23 protein-coding genes and 1 other RNA gene are annotated in these 20395 nt (G+C 70.5%); 13 read left to right on the top strand and 11 right to left on the bottom strand.

Translation table 11 applies throughout. The annotated features are described in order from the left end of the window. Positions 1–9: 9 nt before the first annotated feature. The 12 genes from RGI145_RS13065 to RGI145_RS13010 all read left to right on the top strand — a co-directional run bounded on the left by RGI145_RS13065 (position 10) and on the right by RGI145_RS13010 (position 10919). Positions 10–525 (top strand): DUF6468 domain-containing protein, encoded by a 516-nt coding sequence (locus RGI145_RS13065; RefSeq protein ID WP_075798697.1) that lies wholly within the window; start codon positions 10–12, stop codon positions 523–525. Then, positions 522–1238 carry a MotE family protein gene (locus RGI145_RS13060; protein ID WP_075798696.1) on the top strand — a complete coding sequence of 239 codons (717 nt, stop codon included), beginning with the start codon at positions 522–524 and terminating at the stop codon, positions 1236–1238. Before RGI145_RS13065 ends, RGI145_RS13060 begins: the two co-directional genes overlap by 4 nt. Continuing rightward, positions 1235–1615, top strand: coding sequence for a chemotaxis response regulator CheY (locus tag RGI145_RS13055; RefSeq protein ID WP_027281776.1), 381 nt, complete (start codon positions 1235–1237; stop codon positions 1613–1615). Before RGI145_RS13060 ends, RGI145_RS13055 begins: the two co-directional genes overlap by 4 nt. Next, complete coding sequence (locus RGI145_RS13050) at positions 1608–2192, top strand: protein phosphatase CheZ (protein WP_075798695.1); 585 nt, start codon at positions 1608–1610, stop codon at positions 2190–2192. The genes RGI145_RS13055 and RGI145_RS13050 overlap by 8 nt, the downstream gene beginning before the upstream one ends. Further along, positions 2192–2776, top strand: a complete 585-nt coding sequence (locus RGI145_RS13045; protein WP_075798694.1) for a hypothetical protein — start codon at positions 2192–2194, stop codon at positions 2774–2776. Before RGI145_RS13050 ends, RGI145_RS13045 begins: the two co-directional genes overlap by 1 nt. Positions 2777–2820: 44 nt before the next feature. Further along, positions 2821–5052: a hypothetical protein gene (locus RGI145_RS13040; RefSeq protein ID WP_156878526.1), complete on the top strand. Its 2232-nt coding sequence runs from the start codon at positions 2821–2823 to the stop codon at positions 5050–5052. Positions 5053–5215: 163 nt separating this feature from the next. After that, positions 5216–5674, top strand: coding sequence for an adenosylmethionine decarboxylase (speD, locus tag RGI145_RS13035; RefSeq protein WP_027281773.1), 459 nt, complete (start codon positions 5216–5218; stop codon positions 5672–5674). 98 nt (positions 5675–5772) lie between these two features. After that, a complete protein-coding gene (speE, locus tag RGI145_RS13030) occupies positions 5773–6645 on the top strand; it encodes a polyamine aminopropyltransferase (protein ID WP_075800040.1) in 873 nt (290 codons plus the stop codon). A gap of 601 nt (positions 6646–7246) precedes the next feature. Next, positions 7247–8662: a DNA repair protein RadA gene (radA, locus tag RGI145_RS13025; protein ID WP_075798692.1), complete on the top strand. Its 1416-nt coding sequence runs from the start codon at positions 7247–7249 to the stop codon at positions 8660–8662. 83 nt (positions 8663–8745) lie between these two features. Next, the gene (locus tag RGI145_RS13020; protein ID WP_075798691.1) at positions 8746–9714 is read left to right on the top strand and encodes an acetamidase/formamidase family protein; all 969 of its coding nucleotides are present in this window, start codon (positions 8746–8748) and stop codon (positions 9712–9714) included. A 130-nt stretch (positions 9715–9844) separates the two neighbouring features. Beyond that, positions 9845–10390, top strand: a complete 546-nt coding sequence (locus tag RGI145_RS13015; RefSeq protein ID WP_075798690.1) for a GcrA family cell cycle regulator — start codon at positions 9845–9847, stop codon at positions 10388–10390. Positions 10391–10412: 22 nt separating this feature from the next. Next, positions 10413–10919 (top strand): metallophosphoesterase family protein, encoded by a 507-nt coding sequence (locus RGI145_RS13010; protein ID WP_075798689.1) that lies wholly within the window; start codon positions 10413–10415, stop codon positions 10917–10919. A gap of 13 nt (positions 10920–10932) precedes the next feature. On the opposite strand, the gene RGI145_RS13005 is transcribed toward RGI145_RS13010, so the two are convergent. The 11 genes from RGI145_RS13005 to ssrA form a co-directional block, all read right to left on the bottom strand. After that, positions 10933–11472: a YqhA family protein gene (locus RGI145_RS13005; protein WP_075798688.1), complete on the bottom strand. Its 540-nt coding sequence runs from the start codon at positions 11470–11472 to the stop codon at positions 10933–10935. Between the two features lie 100 nt (positions 11473–11572). Continuing rightward, positions 11573–11953 (bottom strand): thioredoxin family protein, encoded by a 381-nt coding sequence (locus tag RGI145_RS13000; protein WP_075798687.1) that lies wholly within the window; start codon positions 11951–11953, stop codon positions 11573–11575. Further along, positions 11950–12201 carry a ribbon-helix-helix domain-containing protein gene (locus tag RGI145_RS12995; RefSeq protein WP_075798686.1) on the bottom strand — a complete coding sequence of 84 codons (252 nt, stop codon included), beginning with the start codon at positions 12199–12201 and terminating at the stop codon, positions 11950–11952. The genes RGI145_RS13000 and RGI145_RS12995 overlap by 4 nt, the downstream gene beginning before the upstream one ends. A 35-nt stretch (positions 12202–12236) precedes the next feature. Continuing rightward, the gene (locus tag RGI145_RS12990) at positions 12237–13652 is read right to left on the bottom strand and encodes a class II fumarate hydratase (protein WP_075798685.1); all 1416 of its coding nucleotides are present in this window, start codon (positions 13650–13652) and stop codon (positions 12237–12239) included. Positions 13653–13704: 52 nt separating this feature from the next. Next, positions 13705–14259: a hypothetical protein gene (locus RGI145_RS12985; protein WP_156878525.1), complete on the bottom strand. Its 555-nt coding sequence runs from the start codon at positions 14257–14259 to the stop codon at positions 13705–13707. A 156-nt stretch (positions 14260–14415) separates the two neighbouring features. Then, complete coding sequence (locus RGI145_RS12980; protein WP_075798683.1) at positions 14416–14820, bottom strand: VOC family protein; 405 nt, start codon at positions 14818–14820, stop codon at positions 14416–14418. A 140-nt stretch (positions 14821–14960) separates the two neighbouring features. Beyond that, complete coding sequence (locus RGI145_RS12975; protein WP_075798682.1) at positions 14961–15995, bottom strand: NAD(P)-dependent alcohol dehydrogenase; 1035 nt, start codon at positions 15993–15995, stop codon at positions 14961–14963. Positions 15996–16082: 87 nt separating this feature from the next. After that, positions 16083–16259 carry a hypothetical protein gene (locus RGI145_RS25105; protein ID WP_156878524.1) on the bottom strand — a complete coding sequence of 59 codons (177 nt, stop codon included), beginning with the start codon at positions 16257–16259 and terminating at the stop codon, positions 16083–16085. 139 nt (positions 16260–16398) lie between these two features. Next, positions 16399–18042: a fumarate hydratase gene (locus tag RGI145_RS12970; protein WP_075800039.1), complete on the bottom strand. Its 1644-nt coding sequence runs from the start codon at positions 18040–18042 to the stop codon at positions 16399–16401. 315 nt (positions 18043–18357) lie between these two features. Next, positions 18358–18882 carry an SspB family protein gene (locus RGI145_RS12965; RefSeq protein ID WP_075798681.1) on the bottom strand — a complete coding sequence of 175 codons (525 nt, stop codon included), beginning with the start codon at positions 18880–18882 and terminating at the stop codon, positions 18358–18360. Positions 18883–19002: 120 nt separating this feature from the next. After that, positions 19003–19328, bottom strand: a transfer-messenger RNA (tmRNA) gene (gene ssrA, locus RGI145_RS12960). Between the two features lie 126 nt (positions 19329–19454). Between ssrA and RGI145_RS12955 the strand changes: the two genes are divergently transcribed. Next, entirely contained in the window at positions 19455–20357 is a 903-nt protein-coding gene (locus RGI145_RS12955) for an alpha/beta fold hydrolase (protein ID WP_237183064.1), read from the top strand. Positions 20358–20395: the final 38 nt, after the last annotated feature.

Here is a 20395-nt window from a genome sequence, read left to right as displayed (position 1 = left end):
GGCCCGACGATGAACGCGGTCGAATGGACTCTCCAGGGTGTCGTGGTGCTGCTGCTCTGCCTCGCCATTCCCTTCGTCTGGAGGCTGGACCGGCGGCTGGCCGCCCTGCGCCGCGAAAGGCCGGCGCTGGAAAGCGGCACGGCCGAGCTGGGCGAGGCCGCGCGGCAGGCGGAGCGGGTGCTGGAACGCATGCGGCGCGGCACGGAGGAGGCCGACCGCGCCCTGTCGGCCACGCTGGTGCGCGCGGAGCCGCTGGGCGAGGACCTGCGCTTCCTGACCGAGCGGGCCAGCCTGATGGCGGACCGGCTGGAAGCCCTGGTGCGGGAGGCACGGCCCCTGGTGGTGTCGCCCGCGACGGCGGAGCCCGGCCCGGCAGCGCCATTGGCGCGGGCCGAGGCGGTGCCGGAGGTCGCGGCGATGCCGGAGCGCCCCTCCGGCCACGCGGTGCCTGCCGGTAATGCCCAGGATGTCCCGCGCAGCCAGGCCGAGCGCGACCTGCTGCGTGCCCTGAGGCTGGCCCGATGAGCCGGCCGCGTCTCCTGCCGCTGCTGATGCTGAGCGGCGGGCTGCTGGCGGGCTGCAAGCTGCTGGCCATCGGCCAGGCGGTGGAATGGCCGGCGGCGGTGCCCGGCATCGCCGCCATGGCGCGGCTGGACGGGATGCTGATCGCCAGCGCCACCGCCTCCGCGCCGCCCGCGCCGGTGTCGCCCGACCCGGCGCGGCATGGGGCCGCGCCGGCTGCCGCGAAGCCGCCCGTCCAGCCCGCCATGCCGGCGCCGGACCCCGACCCCGTCAGCGTCGCGGAGCGGGCCGTGCTGGAGAGCCTGCGCGAGCGTCGCGGGCAGTTGGAGCAGCGCGAGCAGGCACTGGCGGCGCGCGAGGCTGTCCTCGCCGCGGCCGAGAGCCGGCTGAGGTCACGCCTCGACGAGATGGCGGCGCTGCAGGCGCGGCTGGAGAAGCTGGAAAAGGCCCGCAACGAGCGCGAGGAGGCCGGCTGGCGCGGGCTGGTGAAGACCTACGAGACCATGCGGCCGCGCGACGCGGCCGCGGTGTTCGACGAGCTCGACATGCCCGTGCTCGTCCAGATCGTGGACCGGATGCGGGAGGCCAAGACCGCGCCGGTGCTGGGCGCCATGCGTCCCGACCGCGCGCGGCTCCTGACCTCCGAGCTCGCCCGCCACCGCAACCGGGCCAACGACCCGGATGGACCCGACAACAGCCAGGATGCCAGGCGATGAACAGGAACACCAACGTGCTGATCGTCGACGACTACAAGACGATGCTGCGCATCATCCGGAACCTGCTGAAGCAGCTGGATTTCGAGAATGTCGAGGAAGCGTCCGACGGGCAGGAGGCGCTGTCGAAGCTGCGGGCCGGCAATTTCGGGCTGGTGATCAGCGACTGGAACATGCAGCCGATGACGGGGCTGGACCTGCTGAAGGAAGTCCGCGCCGACGCCCGGCTGAAATCCACGCCTTTCATCATGATCACCGCCGAGAGCAAGACGGAGAACGTGATCGCGGCGAAGCAGGCGGGCGTCTCGAACTACATCGTCAAGCCCTTCAACGCCGAGACGCTGCGCGAGAAGATCGCCAAGGTGATGCAGGATGCCTGACCAGGAGCGCATCGAGCAGGCCGTGCGCAGCGTGCTCGCCAGCATGGGCGGCGACATCACCACCAACGAGGTCGTGCTGCTGGCGGAGCTGGAGGCGCTGGGACGCACCATCGCCCAGGCCAAGGCCGAGATCGCCGCCCTGCGGGTGGAGGAGATCGAGGACCAGCACATCCCGGTGGCGACCGACGAACTGGATGCGGTGCTGGAGCATACCGCCGCCGCCACCAACGAGATCCTCGACGCCTGCGAGGTGCTGGAACGGCTGGTCCCGGAACTGCCCGCCGCGCCGGCGGCGCGGATCGGCGAGGCGGTGACGCGGATCTACGAAGCCTGTTCCTTCCAGGACATCACGGGCCAGCGCATCGCCAAGGTGGTGGCGGCGCTGAAGGAGATCGAGGGCCGGGTGCAGAAGATCACCCAGCGCTTCGGCCCGGCGCGGGGCGGCATGCCCGTCGCCGCCCCACGTGAAGGGGCACCGGAGCGCAGCGAGGGCGAGCGGCTGGCGCAGGGGCCGCAGCTTCCGGCCGCCGCCTCGTCCCAGGCGGAGATCGACGCCCTGCTGGCGAGTTTCGACTGATGCGCGCCCCCGACCGGCAAAAGGCCGTCACCATGGGGCTGGCGCTCGGTGTCTCGCTGCTCCTCGCCGCCCTGCCGGGGCGGGCCGAGCCGGTGGCGGTACGCTCCGGCGAGCATCCGGGGATGGGGCGGCTCGTCTTCGACTGGTCGCTGCCCACGGGCTACCGCCTGGAGCAGCTTGGCGACCGGGCGATGCTGCATTTCGACAGCCCCGGCGAGTTCCGCATGCCGGCGAAGCTGCCGCGCAACGTGCTGGCCCTGCGCGGCACGGCGGACGGAGTGGAGGTGAGCCTCCGCAGCGGCGCGCAGATCCACCCCTTCCGCCTGGGCGAGCGCATCGTCCTCGATGTGCTCGATCCGCCGGCCGCCCGGAAGCCGGAGGCGAAGCCCCCGGTGCGTGAAGCCGCAGCGCGCGAGGCGCGGAGCCACGGACGGCAGCCGCCCACCCGCCGGAACGGACGGGATGGCGCGGAGCCGGCCGTGGCACCCCCCGTGCCGCTCCCGGTTCCGGCGCCCGTGCAGGCCCTCGCGACGCCGTCCTCGCCGGCGGCGGAGCGGCCCGTGGCGCCGCCTCCCCCCCCGTGACGCCCGCCGCCGAGTCCGCGCCGAAGCCGCCCGAAGGCCTGCCGGTGCGTGTCCTCGCATCCCCCGGGGGGGTACGGGTCCTCGCCCTGCCGCTCCCGGCGGAGGCGGGCCTGGCGGTGCTGCGCCGTGGCAACCTTCTGCTGGTGGTGTCGGATCTCGCCCGGCCGCTGGATCTGTCCGCCCTGCGCGACGATCCGGTCTTCGGCTCGGCCGATCTGCTGCCGCTGCCGGAGGCCACGGTGCTGCGCTTCCGCCTCGCCCCGCCCGCCACGCTGCGGGCCCGGCGGGAAGGTGACCGCTGGCTCCTGGAGCCCGTGTCCGCGCTGCCGCCGGCCCGCTCGATCCGCGCCGGGCAGGAGGACGGGATGCTGGTGCTGCGCGCCGCCGCGCCGGGCCGCGTGGTAGCCCTGCCGGACCCGGAAACGGGCCTGCCGCTGCTGGTGGGCACGGTGCGGGAGGCGGACCAGATGGTGCCGCAGGCGCGGCGGCTGCCGCAGGCCGAACTGCTGCCGACGACGCTGGGCGCGGCCCTGATCGCGCGCGGCGATGCGGTGGATTTCCGGGCGGGCGCCGGTCGTTTCCTGCTGTCAGGCGCCGGGGAAAGCGCGGCAGGGGCGGAGGCGCCCGTTGCCGATGCGCGCGGGATGACGCGCCTCTTCGACTTGCCGGCTCTGGAAGCGGCGGCGCTGTCCGAGCGCCTGCGGGCGCAGCAGGCCGGGATCGCCTCGGCCGCGCCGCTGCAGCGCGCGCCGCTGCGACGGGCGGCGGCGGAAACCCTGCTCTCCCTGGGGCAGGCGCAGGAGGCACAGGCCATGCTGCGCCTGGCCTTCCAGGAGGACCCGCAGGCGGGCCTCGATCCGGTGCTGCGAGCGCTTCAGGGCGCGGCGGCGCTGCTCGGCGGCCGCCTGGGGGAGGCCGGGGCGCTGGAGGACCCCGCTTTGCCCAGGACCGACGAGACGGCGCTCTGGCAGGGGCTGCTGCGCGGCGCGCGGGGGGAGGGGCGGGAAGCGGCTCCCGGCATCGCCGCCGTCGTGCCGGTGCTGCTGGCCTATCCGCCCTCGCTGCGGTCACGGCTGCTGGCTCCGGCGGTGGAGGCGCTGCTGGCGGGCGGCGAGCGGTCGGCGGCGCGGCAGTTGCTCGACGCGGGCGGTCCGGCGCCGGCCCTGGCGGAGTTGCGCGGGCGGCTGGCCGAGGCGGAAGGGCGGCGGGACGAGGCGCTGGCCGCCTATGAGGAGGCGATGCGCGGCCGCGACCGGCCGGCGCGCGCGCGGGCCATCCGCCATGCCGTGGAACTGCGCCTGGCGGGTGGGCAGATCGATGCCGCTGCCGCGGCGGATGCGCTGGAAGAAGCGCTCTACAGCTGGCGCGGCGAAAGCGAGGAACTGGCGGCGCGGCAACGGATCGCCGCCTTGCGGCAGCAGGCCGGGAACGGCCGTGCCGCGCTGGCCATGCTGCAGGAAACCGCGCGCCTTTTTCCCGACCAGGACGGCGCGCTGCGCCCGCTGATGCGGCAGGCGCTGGCCCTGGCGCTGGAGAAGGACGCGCCGGTGGCCGCCATCGCGCTGGCGGACGCCAATCCGGAACTGCTGGCCGCCGATCCGGATCAGGGCCGCCTGTTGCTCGGCCTCGCGGACCGCCTCGTGGCGCTCGACCTGCCGGCGCGCGCGGCGGCGCTTCTCGTGCGCGGCATGGACGGCGCTTCGGGCGAGGCGCGCGCGCGGCTTGGTCTGCGTCTCGCCAGTCTGCGCCTGGAAAGCGGCGATATCGCCGGCGCCGCGGCAGCGTTGCCGGATGGCGGCGTGCAGCCCTTGCCGCCGGATCTGGCGCGGGAGCGGACACTGCTGTCCGCGCGCCTGCTGGCACGGCAGGGCAAGGAGGATGACGCCGTCGCGTTGTTGCGTGGCCTAGGCAGCGATGGAGCGGAACCGCTCGCCGGGATTCTCGCCGCGCGCCACGACTGGGCGAATGCTTCCGATGCGCTGGCCGGATTGGCTGCGAAAGGCGAAGGGGAGATGGACGACGCGCGGCGCCGGCTGCTCCTGCGCGCCGCCGCCTATGCCGCGCTTTCGGGCGATGCCCAGCGCCTGGGCAGCCTGCGCTCGCGGTGGGCAGCACGGCTGGGAGATGGGGAATTATCCCAGGCTTTCAATGCCTTGACCCTCGATCCGGTGCACGGTCTGGCAGACCTGCCGAGGCTGCAGCGCGAACTGAACCTTTTCCGGGGATTTTCCGGTCGGCTGGATGAGTTGCGGGCCGATGCGGGGGCGGCGCGGTGAGCATCGTGCGCGGCGCGGGGGAGGGCCGCATTTTTTTCGGCCCGTGAAGTCCCGATTTCGCTTGCCCCCCGGACCCCCATGCCCCATATGCGCCCTCCGCAACAACTGACCTGATCGGCGCTGCCGGCTCACAGGTCGTCTTCTGGTGGAACAGGGGGCCGATATGGACGCTCTTACCGCTCCGCTGGGGATGGTCTCGGAATTTCCGAGCGACGCCCAGGGAAACTTCTCCTCCGGCGCCGATGAGGCAAAGGATTACTTCGTCGAGAAGGATGGGGTCCGCTTCGCGGGCACGCATCTGATCATCGACCTTTGGGGTGCGACGAATCTCGACGACCCCGCGCATATCGACGACGTGCTGCGCGAGGCCGCGATCGCCACGGGTGCCACGATCCTGCACGGGCACTTCCACCACTTCCAGCCCAACGGCGGCGTGTCCGGCGTGCTGGTCCTGGCGGAGAGCCATGTGTCGATCCACACCTGGCCGGAAAAGGCTTTCGGAGCGCTCGACATCTTCGTCTGCGGCGTCTGCGATCCCTACAAGGCGATCCCGGTGCTGAAGAAGGGCTTCCTGCCCGAGCGCGTGCAGCTCGGCGAGCATCGCCGCGGCATCTCCGTCTGACGCCAAAGCGTCACGTGCGATGACCGGGGGCGGGCCCTAGGGTCCGCCCTCTCTCTTTGCGGAAACCTTTCCGAAGCTGTTTGGGCGAGGGATTCGAGATGACCACCGATTCCTGGGTGAACGAGACGCTCTACCCCGACTGGGGCCAGCGCTTCCGCGTGAAGCGGGAACTGGCGCGCGTGCAGTCGGATTTCCAGGACATCATGATCTTCGAGTCCTACAGCCATGGCCGCGTCATGCTGCTCGACGGCGTGACGCAGATCACCGAGATGGACGAGTTCGTCTATCAGGAGATGCTGACCCATGTGCCGCTGCTGGCGCATGGTGATGCGCGGCGCGTGCTGATCATCGGCGCCGGTGACGGCGGCGTGCTCCGCCGCGTGCTGCAGCATCGCAATGTCGAGAAGGCCGTGATGGTCGAGATCGACGGCGAGGTGATCCGCCTGGTCAGGGAGTTCCTGCCGGAGATCGCCGGCGACGCCTGGAACGATCCGCGCGCCGAGGTGATCGTCGGCGACGGCATCGACTATGTGCGCAAGGCGGCGGCGGGTTCCTTCGATGTGGTGATCGTGGACAGCACCGACCCGGTCGGCGTGGGCGAGGTCCTCTTCACCGACGAGTTCTATGCCAATGTCGCGCGGCTGCTGTCGGATCGCGGGCTGGTGGTGAACCAGTGCGGCGTGCCGATCATGCAGGCCGACGAGCTGCGCGACACGAGCCTGCGCCGTGGCAAGGTCTTCGCCGATGTCTGGGCCTATGTGGCGGCGGTGCCAACCTATGTCGGTGGCTACATGACGCTCGGCTGGTCCGCCAAGGATCCGGCGACACGCCATGCGACGGTGGAGCAGATCCGCGCGCGCGCGGAGAAGGCCGGCATCCTCGGCCAGACCCGCTACTGGACGCCCGAGATCCAGGCCGCGGCCTTCCACCTGCCGCCCTATATCGCGGAGCATCTGCCCGCCCAGGGTTGAAGGCCCCGGGCTAAAGGCTCCGGCCGCCGCCTTCCACCGGTTCCGCCGTGGTGGCGCGCCCTTTGCGGGCTGCGCCGCCCTTTCGGGACGCGGGGAGGCGGCGGCCGCTTCCCATCCGGCCGTCACCGTTCCACCGGCCCCGCTGCGACCGCCCTCTCTCAGAGGCGTGTGGTCCTTTCGGGGCGCGGGGCGGTGACGGCCGCTTTCCTCCTCTCTCGCGGACGGCTCTCCGGCCGTCGCGCTCCACCGGTCCCGCCGTGGCCGCGCCCCCGTTCCCGGGGCTGCGCCGCCCTTTCGGGACGCGGCGACGCGACGGCCGGTTCTCCCTTCGGCCGCCGCCTGTCACCGGCTCCGCCGTGGCCGCCCTCCCTCCGAGGCGCGCGGCCCTTTCGGGGCACGGGACGGCGGCGGCCGCTTCCCCTTTCCACGCCTCTTGGAGCGAGCCGATCGCGGCCGCCTGGCTTCACCGGTTCCGCCGTGGCCCGCCTCGCGCGTGGCCCTTTCGGAACGCGGGTCGCCGGGCGGCCGCTCTCGTTTTCCGGGGGGTGAGGGGCTATATGTTCCCGAATAGTTCCTGTTTTCGGGATCGGAGTTCCCCGCCTTGGCCAAGCCCGTCACCCGCTATGTCTGCCAGTCCTGCGGCACGCCCCATCCGAAATGGCAGGGCAAGTGCGAGGGATGCGGCGAGTGGAACACGCTGGTCGAGGAAACCATCGAGACGCGTTCCCCCGGGCCGGCCGGGCGCACCGCGGGCGGGCGGCGGGTGGAGTTCGTCGGGCTGAAGGGCCGTTCCGCCCCGCCGGCACGGACGGCGGTGGGCATCGCGGAGCTGGACCGCGTGCTGGGCGGCGGCTTCGTTCCGGGCTCGGTGGTGCTGGTGGGCGGCGATCCGGGCATCGGCAAGTCCACGCTGCTGCTGCAGGCGGCGGCGCGCGTCGCGCGGGGCCGGCGCACCCTCTACATCTCGGGCGAGGAGGCGGTGGAGCAGGTGCGGCTGCGCGCGCTGCGCCTGGGCGTGGCGGAGGCGCCGATGGGCCTCGCCGCCGCCGGCAATCTCCGCGACATCGTGGCGAGCCTGGAGGATGAGCGCGACATCGGGCTGGTGGTGATCGATTCGATCCAGACCGTCTGGCTCGACAGCCTGGACAGCGCGCCCGGCACGGTCAGCCAGGTGCGCGCCTGCGCCGCCGAGCTCTCGCGCCTCGCCAAGTCGCGTGGCTTCGCGCTGGTGCTGGTCGGGCATGTGACCAAGGAGGGCACGCTGGCCGGGCCGCGCGTGCTGGAGCACATGGTCGATGCCACGCTCTATTTCGAGGGCGACCGTGGCCACCAGTTCCGCATTCTGCGCGCGGTGAAGAACCGCTTCGGCGCCACGGACGAGATCGGCGTCTTCGAGATGACCGAGGCCGGGCTGATGGAGGTGCCGAACCCCTCCGCGCTCTTCCTGGCGGAGCGTCGGGGCAACGTCTCCGGCTCCGCCGTCTTCGCCGGGCTGGAGGGCTCGCGGCCGGTGCTGGTGGAGGTGCAGGCACTGCTCTCGCCCTCCAATGGCGGCTCGCCGCGGCGGCAGGTGGTGGGCTGGGATTCCGGGCGCCTCTCCATGCTGCTGGCGGTGCTGGAAAGCCGTTGCGGCCTGAATGTCGGGCAGAACGACGTCTATCTGAACATCGCCGGGGGCCTGCGCATCACCGAGCCGGCGGCAGACCTCGCCGTGGCGGCGGCGCTGGCCTCGGCGGCGACGGACCAGCCTGCCAGCCCGGGCATGGTCTATTTCGGCGAGGTCGGCCTGTCCGGGGAGATCCGGCAGGTGGCGCAGATGGAGACGCGGCTGCGCGAGGCGCACAAGCTGGGCTTCGACGCCGCCACCCTGCCGCGCCGCGTGGCACGGGGCGGGCGGGCGCTCAGCGCGCCGGAAGGGCTGCGCCTGGTGGAGAACGGGCATCTGGTGGATCTGGTGGCCGAATTCGCGGCAGGCTCCCGCCCGCGCGCGAAAAAGGCCCCCGCCGCGACGGAGTGATCCCCTCGCCAAGCCCGGCACGATGCGGAACATTTCCGCCTGCGCCGGACTCGGCCGGCGCCCATCGCTCCGCAGGAGGCCCCATGCCCCAGACGTACCAGATCGCCGCGACACCCGAGACCGTGCGCTGGGGTGTCTTCGATCCGTCCTTCGCCCCGGTCGCCACGGTGGAATCGGGGGATCTCGTGGTGCTGCAATGCGTCTCCGGCGCGCCCGAGATCATGCCGCCGCCGGAAAGCGGCCTCGCCATCCCGCCCGCCCTGGCCGCGATCCATGCGGCGAAGGTGCCGCGCCTGGGGGCGGGCCATATCCTGACCGGCCCCGTGGCGGTGCGCGGCGCGGAGCCCGGCGACATGCTGCGCGTGGATATCGAGCGCATCGATCTCGGCGCCGACTGGGGCTTCTGCGGCTTCCGCCCGCTGATGGGCACGCTGCCGGAGGATTTCCCCTTCACGCGCATGCTGCACATCCCGGTGGACCGGGAGGCGATGACCTGCCGCCTGCCGATGGCGCGCGAGATCACCCTGCCGCTCGCGCCTTTCTTCGGCGTGATGGGCGTGGCGCCGCCGCGCGAATGGGGCCGCATCAACACCAAGGAGCCGCGTGCCCATGGCGGCAACCTCGACAACAAGGAGCTGGGCGCGGGGGCCACGCTCTACCTGCCGGTGCATGTGGAAGGCGCGCTCTTCTCCGCGGGCGACGGGCATGGCGTGCAGGGCGATGGCGAGGTCTGCATCAACGCGCTGGAAATCTGCCTCGACGGGCATTTCCGCCTGACGCTGGAGAAGGGCGGCGGCGCGAAGGACCCGCTGCTGCGCTTCCCGCGCGCGGAAACGGCAACGCATTTCATCACCATGGGGATGAACGAGGATCTCGACCTCGCCATGAAGCAGGCGCTGCGCGAGATGATCGGCTTCATCGCCTCGCGCACCAACCTCTCGCCCGCCGATGCCTATCAGTTCTGTTCCCTCGCAGTGGATTTCCGCGTGACGCAGACGGTGAACGGCGAGAAGGGCGTGCATGGGATGCTGCGCAAGGGACTGTTGTTCTGAAGCCGCTTCTCCCCGGTATCCACAATCCGTCCACAACTTTTGCGTGCCTGTGAACCGTCCTGCATCTTGTGGGAACGGTACGCATTCACCTACCGTATCTAGCGGTGCTGGATACGGAGGAGTCCCTATTATGGAGTGGACCGCCGAAGCGATCGAGACGCTGCAGGCTCTCTGGGCCGAAGGACATTCGACGGCCGAGATCGGCCGGCGCATGGGAATCTCGAAAAATGCAGTGGTGGGCAAGGCACATCGCCTGAACCTCTCCGCGCGTCCCAGCCCCATCCGGCGCGAGGAGGCGGGAGAGGTTCGCATGGCCGAGCCCGCCGCGCCGCGCGCCGTCGCGGAGGCCCCGCGTCCCGCCGCACCGCCGCCCGTACCGGCGCCGCCCGTGCCACGCCCGGCGTCTGCGGCGCCGGCCGTCATGGCGCCCGCGGTTCCCACGCCGGCTCCGGCCCCGCGCAGCGCCCCGGCGCCGCGCGCGCCCGTCGCCGCGCCGCCGGTGGTGCGCCCCTTCCAGCGTTCCGGGGCGCGCACCTGCTGCTGGCCGATCGGGGAGCCGGGCACGCCGGAATTCCGCTTCTGCACGGCCGAGGCGGTGCAGGGCCGTCCCTATTGCTCCGAGCACGCCTCCATCGCCTATGTGAAGGCGCGGGACCGGCGCGAGGACGCCGCCTGATCCACCAGCCGGCGCGACGCCGCTGACGGTCTTCTTCACCGCCGACACGCATTTCGGCCATGGCGGGGCGCTGGGTCTCTACCGGCGCCCTTTCCCATCCGTGGCCGCCATGGACGTGGCCATGGTGGAGCGCTGGAACGCCGTGGTCCGGCCGGAGGATGAGGTCTGGCATCTCGGCGACTTCGCGCTGAACCGGACGGCGCCTGCCGTGGCGGCGCTGGTGGAGGGCCTGCATGGCCGCAAGCATCTCATCACCGGCAACAATGACGGGCCCGCCGTCACGGAACAGCCTGCCTGGGCCAGCCTGCAGCCCTATGCGGAAATCGTGGTGGAGGATGTGCCGTTGGTGCTCTGCCACTATGCCTTCCGGACCTGGCGGAACATGCACAAGGGCTGGCGCAACCTGCACGGACACAGCCATGGCCGGCTGAAGCCGATGCCACGCCAGACCGATGTCGGCGTGGATGCCTGGGATTTCCGGCCGGTGACCCTGGCGGAGATCCTGGCGACGGGTGGCGCCGGCGCCTGATCCCGCAAATCGCTCAGTCGGGCGTCGTGGAAGTCGGCGGCACCGGCCTCTCGGAGCGGTCGGCGAAGCTCATCAGCACATAGCCGACGATGAAGACGATGTTGATCACCACGAGCCAGAGCAACTGCCGCTCGCTGACCGTGTCTTCCAGCCGCATGAGTGCCTTCAGCAGCGCCACCGCGGAGATGGCGGCCATGGAGGCGAAGAGCTTCCGCTTGAGCCCGGCGAAATCCACCGTGGTCAGCCAGATCGGCCAGCCCCTGCTGGTTCCGGGGCTGAGGCGGGAGATGATGTTCTCGTAGCTGGAGAAGACGACGATCACCACCAGGCTGCCGACCAGCGCCAGGTCGATCAGTGTCAGCAGGCCCAGGATGGTCTCGTGCTCGCTCATGCGGCCGATTTTGAAGGCCAGCCCCAGCAGTTCCCGCACGAAGGTCGCGATCAGCACCAGGAGCGAGAGGATCAGCCCCAGATGGAGGGGCAGGACCAGCCATCGGCTGAGTGCGATGAAACTCTCGATTCGCTGTATAGCCAGCCGCTTCTTTTCATTCATGCGGCCAGAATAGGAGCAGCGGCGCCCATCTGGAATCCTGTTGTTTCCGTCCCGGCACAATGGCCGCGGATCGGCGGGGCATCGGCCTGTCGGGGGCCCGTCAGTGGGGCGGGGCGGCGATCTGCTTCGCGATGGCGTCGGCGAAGGCGGAGGCACCGGGCCAGCCGGTGATGCGGCCCACCACGCGCCGCCCGCGGAACAGGAAGAAGACGGGGATGCCGTGCAGGCCGAAGCGGGTCGCCATCTCCGGATCGTCATAAACGTTGTCGTGCAGCCAGCGCAGTTCCGGCCACTGGAAGCGTTCGGGCCGCGCCAGCATCGCGGCCTTGGCGATGTCGCAGTTGGGGCAGTCGCGGCCCCAGAGGAAGAGCAGCGTCAGGGCCTGCGGCACATCCTCGGCCAGCACGGCGTCCAGGCTGTCATGGGTGACGGGCCGCATGGGAAAACGCGCGAAGAAATCCGGATGCGTGATCCCGGTCATGCCGTCTCCCCGCTTTGGGCCACCCCCTGGGCCGCCTTGCGGGCATCCGCCAGGGCGAGGAGGCGGAGCGAGGAGGCCAGCGGCATGCCGGTCTCCGTGCGCGCCGCATCGACCTCGGCCACCAGCCGGGCGAGGGGAAGGTTGCGCCGGAGGGCCATGCCCTCCAGCGCGGTCCAGAAATCAGGCTCCAGCGCGACGGAGGTGCGATGCCCCGCTAGGCTGAAGGAACGTTTCACCAGATGCCGCATCGGCCCCGCTTCGGATGGTCCGCCGGCATGTGGGGTCAGCCCCCGGCGCCGGAAAGGCTGGCACCAGGATGGATCATGTCCTCCGGCCGGACCCAGCGGTCGAAATCCTCGGGCTTCACATAGCCCAGCTTCTCCGCGGCATCGCGCAGGGGCAGGTTTTCCCGCAGCGCCAGCTTGCCGATCTGCACCGCCTTGTCGTAGCCGATATGCGGGTTCAGCGCCGTCACCAGCATCAGGGAATTCGCCAGGTTCTGCGCGATGCGCTCGCGGTTCGGCTCCAGCTTGTCCACCATGTTGTGGGCGAAGCTCTCAGAGGCATCGGCCAGCAGCGTGCAGGATTGCAGCACCGCCTGGATGATGACGGGCTTGAAGACGTTCAGCTCCAGGAAGCTCTGTGCCGCGCCGAAGGTGACGGTGGTGGTGTTGCCCATCACCTGGGCGCAGACCATGGTCAGCGCCTCGCTCTGCGTCGGGTTGGTCTTGCCCGGCATGATCGAGGAGGAGAGCCCGTCCGCCGGGATGACCAGTTCCGAGATGCCGGAGCGCGGGCCGGAACCCAGCAGGCGGATGTCGTTGCCGAGCTTGTTCAGAGAGACCGCGATGACATTCAGCACGCCCTGGAGCTCGACGAAGGCGTCATGCGCGCCCATGCCCTCGAAGGGATTCAGGCTGGCGGTGAAGTGCAGCCCCGTGAGCGCTGCCATCCGCGCGGCGAAGGCCTCGGCGAAGCCGGCATGGGTGTTGAGCCCCGTGCCCGCCGCCGTGCCGCCCTGCGGCAGCACCAGCAGGCGCGGCAGGGCGTCGTGCAGCCGCGCGATGCCGAGCCGCACCTGACGCGCCCAGGCGGCGAATTCCTGGCCCAGCGTGACCGGCACCGCATCCATCATATGGGTGCGGCCGACCTTCACGATGCCGTCCCATTCCTTCGCCCGCTTCTCCAGGCTGGCAAGCAGCACCTCCAGCGCCGGGACCAGCCGCTGCGTCACCGCCTCGGCGGCGGCGACATGCATGATGGTGGGGAAGCTGTCGTTGGAGGATTGGCCGCGGTTCACATGGTCGTTCGGATGCACCGGCTTCCGCGAGCCGAGCGGGGAGCCCAGCATCTCGTTGGCGCGGTTCGAGATGACCTCGTTGGCGTTCATGTTGGTCTGGGTGCCGGAGCCGGTCTGCCAGACGGGGAGGGGGAAGTCCTCGTCCCGCCGGTTCTCCGCGATCTCCTTCGCCGCGGCGATGATCGGATCGGCCAGTTCGCCCGGCAACTCGCCCAGCGCCTTGTTGGCCTCGGCGGCGGCCTGCTTCTGCAGCCCGACCGCGCGGATCAGCGCGGGCGGGAACTTCTCCGTGCCGATGCGGAAGAGCTGCCGGGCGCGCTCCGTCTGCGGGCCCCAGTAGCGGGTGGCGGGAATCTCGATGGTGCCGAGGCTGTCGGTCTCGGTGCGTGTGTCGGCCATGCGCGGGTCTCCCTTCGCGAGGGGGCAGTTTAGATGATAATGATTATCAAGTTCAATTCATGCGGGTCCAGAGCGCCTTGCCGAAGCCCCGCGCATCCAGTTCCTGCACCGTGCCCACCACCTCCGCCCGTCCGTTCCGGCAGCGCCACTCATAGGGCGTGTCATGGCCGGTCGCCGCCATGGGGATGGAATCGGAGGCCGGGTTCGCCCGGCAGAACGCTTCCGCACCGGCATTCTCGCGCCGCTGGTCCAGCTTGTCGCAGGGCAGGTTGGCGCCGGTGAAGCAGGCATAGAGATGCCCATCCATGCAGCGGTAATGCGACTGGGCCCGCAACAGCGCCTCGTCCGGCTTCGTCGTGCCGCCGGGGAAACTCTTCCGCCAGGCGCGCAGGAAGCCGTCGCGCAGCGTGGGGTCATAGCCCCGGACCGTATCATCGTCGCCCATCCGGGCGCAGCGGGCGGCCGGGCCGGACGCTTCCGCCGGCCCTGCGGCATGGGCCACCAGGGGCAGGGCCACCAGGACAGCCGCGGCCAACAGGGCGCCGATGCCAGCCGCGCTCGGCACCGCCTGGCCCATGGGCATCACCATCCGGTCCTGTCCTCGCATCCGCGCCCCTCCGATGCCTCGCAGGCCATTTGGGGCCGGTCCGGTGCGGGCGGGGTGCCAGGAGCGGGCAAAACACCGTGAGGCTCCTTTGGGAGTCCCCTCCGGACAGCTTCCCGGACGGGCCCGCCCGGGAGCGGGTGGCCCCGCCGCGATGGCTCAGGACTGGTTGGAGTAGGTCGAGATCTCGATCAAGTTACCATCCGGGTCCCGGCAATAGACCGAGGTGATGGGCCCCAGCGCGCCGTATTTCGGCGCCGGCCCGTCCAGGATGGTCACCCCGCATTCGCGCAGATGCGCCGCGATGTCCTCGCCCGAGACGGCGACGACGAAGCAGAGGTCCTGCACGCCCGGGATCGGGTTGTGCCCCGTCTCCCAATCCTCCGCCGAGGCGTCCATGGGGCGCAGGTTGATCTTCTGGCCGCCGAAGCGCAGCGCGGTCCGGTTCTTCGGGCCGAAGGCTTCCCGCTCCATGCCCAGCACGCGCTGGTACCAGGAGGCGCTGGTTTCCAGGTCGCGGCAGGTGATGACGAGGTGGTCCAGCCGGTCCACGGCAAAACGCATGGGTCAGAGTTCCTCGAACAACAGATGGGGCCGTCGATCCGGCCTGCGATGCACGCCCGCCCGATGAAGGAAGGGCGACGATAATCCGGCATCGTGCGACGGAATACCCGGAGTCCGGTCCGGTAGGCGCGGGGGTGCGATCAATCGAAGGCGATCTGCGTCTTGATCACTTCCGGCCGCCCTTCCGCCGCGAATTCGAAGGCCTCCACCGACCGCTCGAAGGGGAAGGTGCGGGAGACCAGCGGCTTCACGTCGATCCTGCCGGAGGCGAGCAACGCCACCGCCCGCGGGAAGACATGGGCGTAGCGGAAGACGTTCTCGATCCGCAGCTCCTTCACCTGCGCCGCGCTGACATCGAAGGGCACGGGGCCCGGCGGGATGCCGACCAGCACCACCGTGCCGCCGGGGCAGGCGAGGTCCAGCATCCCGGCGAAGGCGCGCGGGCTGCCGCTGGCCTCGAAGACCACATCGGCGCCCCAGCCATCGGTCAGGGCGCGGACCTTCTCCGCCGCATCCTCCCGCGCCACGTTCACCGGGTGGATGCCGGCGTAGCGCCCGGCGATCTCCAGTTTCTCCGCCTGCACATCCGTCACCACCACCTCGGCACATCCGGCGGCCAGGGCGGCGAGGGCGGTCATCATGCCGATCGTGCCCGCGCCCAGCACGACGGCGACCTGCCCGGGGGCGATGCGCGCCTTCACCGCCGCCTGCATGCCGACGGCCAGGGGCTCGACGAAGGCACCCTCGGTGAAGCTGACATTGTCCGGCAGGCGGAAGGTCAGGCTGGCGGGGTGCACCACCTCCGGCGCCAGGCAGCCATGGACCGGCGGCGTCGCCCAGAAGCGCACGGCGGGGTCGAGGTTGTAGAGGCCCTGGCGCGAGGCGCGCGAGGTCCAGTCCGGGATGCCGGGCTCCATGCAGACACGGTCGCCGGGCTTCAGCGTCGTGACACCGGCCCCGACCTCCGTCACCACGCCGCTGGCCTCGTGGCCGAGTACCATCGGCTCCCGCACCACGAACTGGCCGATGGCGCCGTGCAGGTAGTAGTGCAGGTCGCTGCCGCAGATGCCGACGCATTTCACGGCGATCCGCACATCCCCCTCGCCCAGCGCCTGGGGCAGGTCGATCTCGCGCAGCCGCAGCTCATGCTGCTTTTCCAGGACCAGGGCGCGCATGGCCAGCCTCCGTTTCCCCGACGGGTGATGTTGGCGCCGGGGCGCGGTGCCGTCCAGCCGGGATGCGCCGGCCCTGGTCCGGTGTCTTCAGGGCTTCGGCACGGTGAACTGCTCCGCGATCACCTTCTGCGCCTTCTCCCGGCTCAGATAGGGGCCGGAAACGAGGTCGCCCTGGTCGTCGAGCACGTACCAGCCGGGCCCGTTGAAGCGCACCGCCCGCGACACATGCTCCCCCGCCACGCTTTCGAGGTAACGGACTTCCACAGCACAGCCTCCTGCCAGGAATGGCGCGTGACGCCCGGATGGGCCGCGCCCGGCTGCGGAACGGGAAAGGGCGCGGCGGCGTTTCCGCCACCGCGCCCCATTTCGCCATTCCCTTGCGGAACCTCCGGAGGGAAGGGGGTTATTCCAGCCCTTCGTAGAAGTCGTTGCCCTTGTCGTCCACGACGATGAAGGCGGGGAAGTCCACCACCTCGACCTTCCAGACCGCCTCCATGCCGAGCTCCGGATATTCCAGCACCTCGACCTTCTTGATGCAGTCCTGGGCCAGACGCGCGGCGGGGCCGCCGACCGAGCCGAGATAGAAGCCGCCATACTGCTTGCAGGCATTGGTGACGGCCTTGGAGCGGTTGCCCTTGGCCAGCATCACCAGCGAACCGCCCGCGGCCTGGAAATTCGCCACGTAGCTGTCCATGCGCCCGGCGGTGGTAGGGCCGAAGGAGCCGGTGGGCATGCCCTCCGGCGTCTTGGCCGGGCCGGCGTAATAGACGGGGTGGTCCTTGATGTACTGCGGCAGGCCCTCGCCCCGGTCCAGCCGCTCCTGCAGCTTGGCATGGGCGATGTCGCGCGCCACCACGATGGTGCCGGTCAGCGAGACGCGGGTCTTCACCGGATGCCTCGACAGCTCGGCGCGGATCTCGTCCATCGGGCGGGAGAGGTCGATCTTCACCACCTCGCCGCCCAGGGATTCATCCGTGTGCTCCGGCAGGTACCTGGCCGGATCGTGCTCCAGCTCCTCCAGGAACACGCCCTCGGCGGTGATCTTCGCCTTGATCTGGCGGTCGGCGGAGCAGGAGACGCCGATGCCGATCGGCAGCGAGGCACCGTGGCGCGGCAGGCGGATGACGCGCACGTCGTGGCAGAAATACTTGCCGCCGAACTGCGCGCCGATGCCGATGTTCTGCGTCAGCTTGTGGATCTCGGCCTCCAGCTCCCGGTCGCGGAAGCCGTGCCCGGTGCGGTCGCCCTTCTCCGGCAGCTCGTCCAGGTACTTGGTGGAGCCGAGCTTCACCGTCTTGAGGTTGGCCTCGGCCGAGGTGCCACCGATCACGATGGAGAGGTGATAGGGCGGGCAGGCGGAGGTGCCGAGCGTCTTGATCTTCTCCTCCAGGAAGGCGAGCAGCTTGGGCTTGTTCAGCACCGCGCGCGTCTGCTGGTAGAGGAAGGTCTTGTTGGCCGATCCGCCGCCCTTGAGCACGAACATCATGTGGAACTCGTCCGCATGGTGCTCGCCCGGGCTGGCATAGATGTCGAACTGCACCGGCAGGTTGTTGCCGGTGTTCACCTCCTCGAACATCGAGAGAGGCGCCATCTGCGAATAGCGCAGGTTGGTTTCGGTATAGGTGCGGAACACGCCGTAGGAGAGCGCCTCCTCCTCGTCGCCCTCGACCCAGACTCGCTGGCCCTTCTTGCCGAAGACGATGGCGGTGCCGGTGTCCTGGCACATCGGCAGGATGCCACCGGCGGCGATGTTGGCGTTCTTCAGCAGGTCCAGCGCCACGAAGCGGTCGTTCGGGCTGGCCTCGGGATCGTCGAGGATCCTGCGGAGCTGCGTCAGATGCGCCGGGCGCAGCAAATGCGACACGTCATGGCAGGCGGCGAAGGCCAGGTCCTCCAGCGCCTTCTCCGGGATGGAGAGGACGCGCTTGCCGGCGACCTCGATGGTCTTCACGCCCTCGATGGGCAGGCGGCGATAGCGGGTCCTGTCCTCGCCGAGCGGCAGGAGGGGGCTGTAGAGGAAATCCTTGCTCCGCTGCGACACCGGCATACCGGCATCGGCCTCGGCGCCGGAGGAGGCGTCGGGCGAGGGAGTGGTGAGGACGTCGGTCATTGTTGTGCTCTCCGGGCAGAAGGGGAGAAGAACGCGTTTGTCTACGCTCTACTCCAGCCATCCCGGGCACGCCACCGTCGCAGCAACACGCTTGCCCGTGACCGCAGATGGCACGGGGTGTGTCCGGCCCTGAATTCCCGGCGAAACGGCGCCCTTGCGGCGACAGCCATGCGGCGGGGCGAGGTCAGGCTCCCGCCCAGGCCAGGCGGGAATGTTCCGCCCGGAGCAGGGGCCGGGAGCAGGGGCCGGATGCTAGTCCCGGCCGCTGGGGCGCCGGCGGAAGGCATCCAGGCTGACCACCTCGGCCGGCCCGGACGGCGGCGGAGCCTCGGGTTCCCCCGGGCGCGCTTCGGCGGGAGGTAGCAGGCTGGGCTCCTCCGCGATGTCCTCGCTGCCTTCCGGCGGGTTGAAGCGCAGGCCGACCCGCACGTGCGGGTCCAGGAAGCCGGTCAGGGCGGAAAAGGGGATGACCAGCGTGGAAGGGGTGCCGCCGAAGCTGAGGCCCACGGAGACCTGCCGGGCCTCGCGGTCCACCTTCAGGTCCCAGAACTGGTGCTGCAGCACCACCGTCATCTCCTGCGGGTACTTCGCCCGCAGATGGCCCGGCACGATCGTGCCGGGCGCGTCGGTCCGGAAGCTCAGATAGAAGTGATGCTCCCCGGGCAGGCCATGCTCCGCCGCGTGCTCAAGGGCGCGCAGCGCGACCTCGCGCATGGCGTCCTCGGTCCAGCGGTCATAGGGCAGCAAACTCTCGGCCAGGGGGGGCTGGTCACTCATGTCGCGTTCAATCCTGTTGCCCCGGATTTTAGGAACGAAGGCGGGATGGCGCCAGTGGGCAGGATTGGCAAGGCCCGCGGAAGCGGAGAACGCATCGGGGAAGGCCAAAAGGTAAAGATAAGTGGGGGGATTCTGTTGCCCCGTTCCCCCCGGACGGCGCTTACCTATTTAGGCAGCGAGCGCCACAGCCTCGCGGCTGTTATCGTTGGCACTTGTGAATTAGCCCGATAACGGCGGTACAATGCCGGGCAAAAGACAGGGCTTTACCATGCGCGTCGAACCTGTTTCGCCCCCATCCTGCCCCGAACGACCTCGAGGGATGAATGGTGGAGGCGCCGGGCACTGCCCCCGGGTCCGCAACACTTATTCCACCTGCCGTTTATCGCCATAGCCACCCGAAGGTGAGCGACACCCATATAGGCGATCCCGCGACGGAAATCGAGGGGCTGCCCGCCATCACTTGCCGCCTTCCTCGTCCCGGTTCCATCCTCCTCCGCCGGCGCCGCAGAGCGCCTGCGCGACAAGGGAGGACGAACATGCCAGGGATCACCCCGAGGATCACCCCAGGGATCATGAGCCGGCGCCGGCTGCTGGCGGCTTCCGCCATGGGTGCCGCATGGGGCGCCATGGCCGCGGGCTGGCCCGGCGGTGCCCGGGCGGCGGAAGAGGACCGCCATTTCGACTCCGCCGGGGTGAGGATCCACTACATCGAGGCGGGGCAGGGCGATCCGGTCATCCTGCTGCACGGCTACACGGACGATATCCAGGGACAATGGGTGAAGACCGGCATCTTCCCCGCTCTGGCGAAGGGCTACCGCACCATCGCCCTCGACGCGCGCGGGCACGGGCTGTCCGGCAAGCCGCATGACCGGGCCGCCTACGGGCCGGAGATGGGATACGACATCACGCGGCTGATGGACCACCTGTCGATCCCGAAGGCGCACATCGTCGGCTACTCCATGGGCGCGCATGTGGTGGCGCAGCTTCTGACCACGCGGCCGGAGCGCTTCCTCACCGCGACCCTGGGCGGCGCCTCGGGCCGGCGGAACTGGAGCGAGGAGGACCAGAAGCGCGTGGATATCGAATCCGCCGAGATGGACGAGGGGCTCCTGACGTCGCAGATCCTGCGCCTCTGGCCCCGGGACCAGCCGCCGCCGACCGAGGCGCAACTGCGCGAGCGTTCGGCCCAGGCCCTGGCGGGCAAGGACCCGAAGGCCCTGGCGGCGGTGCGGCGTTCCAACCCCGACCAGGTGGTGACCGAGGCGCAGATGCGCGCCGTCACCGTGCCGGTGCTGGGGATCGTCGGGACGAACGACCCGTACCTCAAGGATTTCGAGCGGCTGAAGGCCGTGATGCCGCAACTGGAGCTGGTGACCATCCCGGGCGCCAGCCATGGCACCGCGCCAGGGCGGCCGGAATTCATCGCCGCGCTGGAGGCCTTCCTCAAGGCGCATCCGGCGGCCCGCGCGGGGTAGCAGGGTGGCCGGTCTGCCATTCGGCAGTGTTATGGCGC

The organism is Roseomonas gilardii, assembly GCF_001941945.1.
Taxonomy (GTDB): domain Bacteria; phylum Pseudomonadota; class Alphaproteobacteria; order Acetobacterales; family Acetobacteraceae; genus Roseomonas.
This window is presented reverse-complemented; position numbering and strand designations above follow the sequence as displayed.

Excerpts from the sequence above, each read along its gene's own strand:
- RGI145_RS13055 (WP_027281776.1), top strand. The coding sequence starts at position 1,235 with ATGAACAGGAACACCAACGTGCTGATCGTCGACGACTACAAGACGATG.
- RGI145_RS12975 (WP_075798682.1), bottom strand. The coding sequence starts at position 15,995 with ATGCGCGCCCTGGTCCTGGAAAAGCAGCATGAGCTGCGGCTGCGCGAG.
- speE (WP_075800040.1), top strand. The coding sequence starts at position 5,773 with ATGACCACCGATTCCTGGGTGAACGAGACGCTCTACCCCGACTGGGGC.
- RGI145_RS13065 (WP_075798697.1), top strand. The coding sequence starts at position 10 with ATGAACGCGGTCGAATGGACTCTCCAGGGTGTCGTGGTGCTGCTGCTC.
- RGI145_RS13015 (WP_075798690.1), top strand. The coding sequence starts at position 9,845 with ATGGAGTGGACCGCCGAAGCGATCGAGACGCTGCAGGCTCTCTGGGCC.
- RGI145_RS13045 (WP_075798694.1), top strand. The coding sequence starts at position 2,192 with ATGCGCGCCCCCGACCGGCAAAAGGCCGTCACCATGGGGCTGGCGCTC.
- RGI145_RS12965 (WP_075798681.1), bottom strand. The coding sequence starts at position 18,882 with ATGAGTGACCAGCCCCCCCTGGCCGAGAGTTTGCTGCCCTATGACCGC.
- speD (WP_027281773.1), top strand. The coding sequence starts at position 5,216 with ATGGACGCTCTTACCGCTCCGCTGGGGATGGTCTCGGAATTTCCGAGC.
- RGI145_RS13000 (WP_075798687.1), bottom strand. The coding sequence starts at position 11,953 with ATGACCGGGATCACGCATCCGGATTTCTTCGCGCGTTTTCCCATGCGG.
- RGI145_RS12980 (WP_075798683.1), bottom strand. The coding sequence starts at position 14,820 with ATGCGTTTTGCCGTGGACCGGCTGGACCACCTCGTCATCACCTGCCGC.
- RGI145_RS12970 (WP_075800039.1), bottom strand. The coding sequence starts at position 18,042 with ATGCCGGTGTCGCAGCGGAGCAAGGATTTCCTCTACAGCCCCCTCCTG.
- RGI145_RS12990 (WP_075798685.1), bottom strand. The coding sequence starts at position 13,652 with ATGGCCGACACACGCACCGAGACCGACAGCCTCGGCACCATCGAGATT.
- RGI145_RS12955 (WP_237183064.1), top strand. The coding sequence starts at position 19,455 with ATGAGCCGGCGCCGGCTGCTGGCGGCTTCCGCCATGGGTGCCGCATGG.
- RGI145_RS13005 (WP_075798688.1), bottom strand. The coding sequence starts at position 11,472 with ATGAATGAAAAGAAGCGGCTGGCTATACAGCGAATCGAGAGTTTCATC.
- RGI145_RS13060 (WP_075798696.1), top strand. The coding sequence starts at position 522 with ATGAGCCGGCCGCGTCTCCTGCCGCTGCTGATGCTGAGCGGCGGGCTG.
- RGI145_RS12995 (WP_075798686.1), bottom strand. The coding sequence starts at position 12,201 with ATGCGGCATCTGGTGAAACGTTCCTTCAGCCTAGCGGGGCATCGCACC.
- RGI145_RS13020 (WP_075798691.1), top strand. The coding sequence starts at position 8,746 with ATGCCCCAGACGTACCAGATCGCCGCGACACCCGAGACCGTGCGCTGG.
- RGI145_RS13050 (WP_075798695.1), top strand. The coding sequence starts at position 1,608 with ATGCCTGACCAGGAGCGCATCGAGCAGGCCGTGCGCAGCGTGCTCGCC.
- RGI145_RS12985 (WP_156878525.1), bottom strand. The coding sequence starts at position 14,259 with ATGCGAGGACAGGACCGGATGGTGATGCCCATGGGCCAGGCGGTGCCG.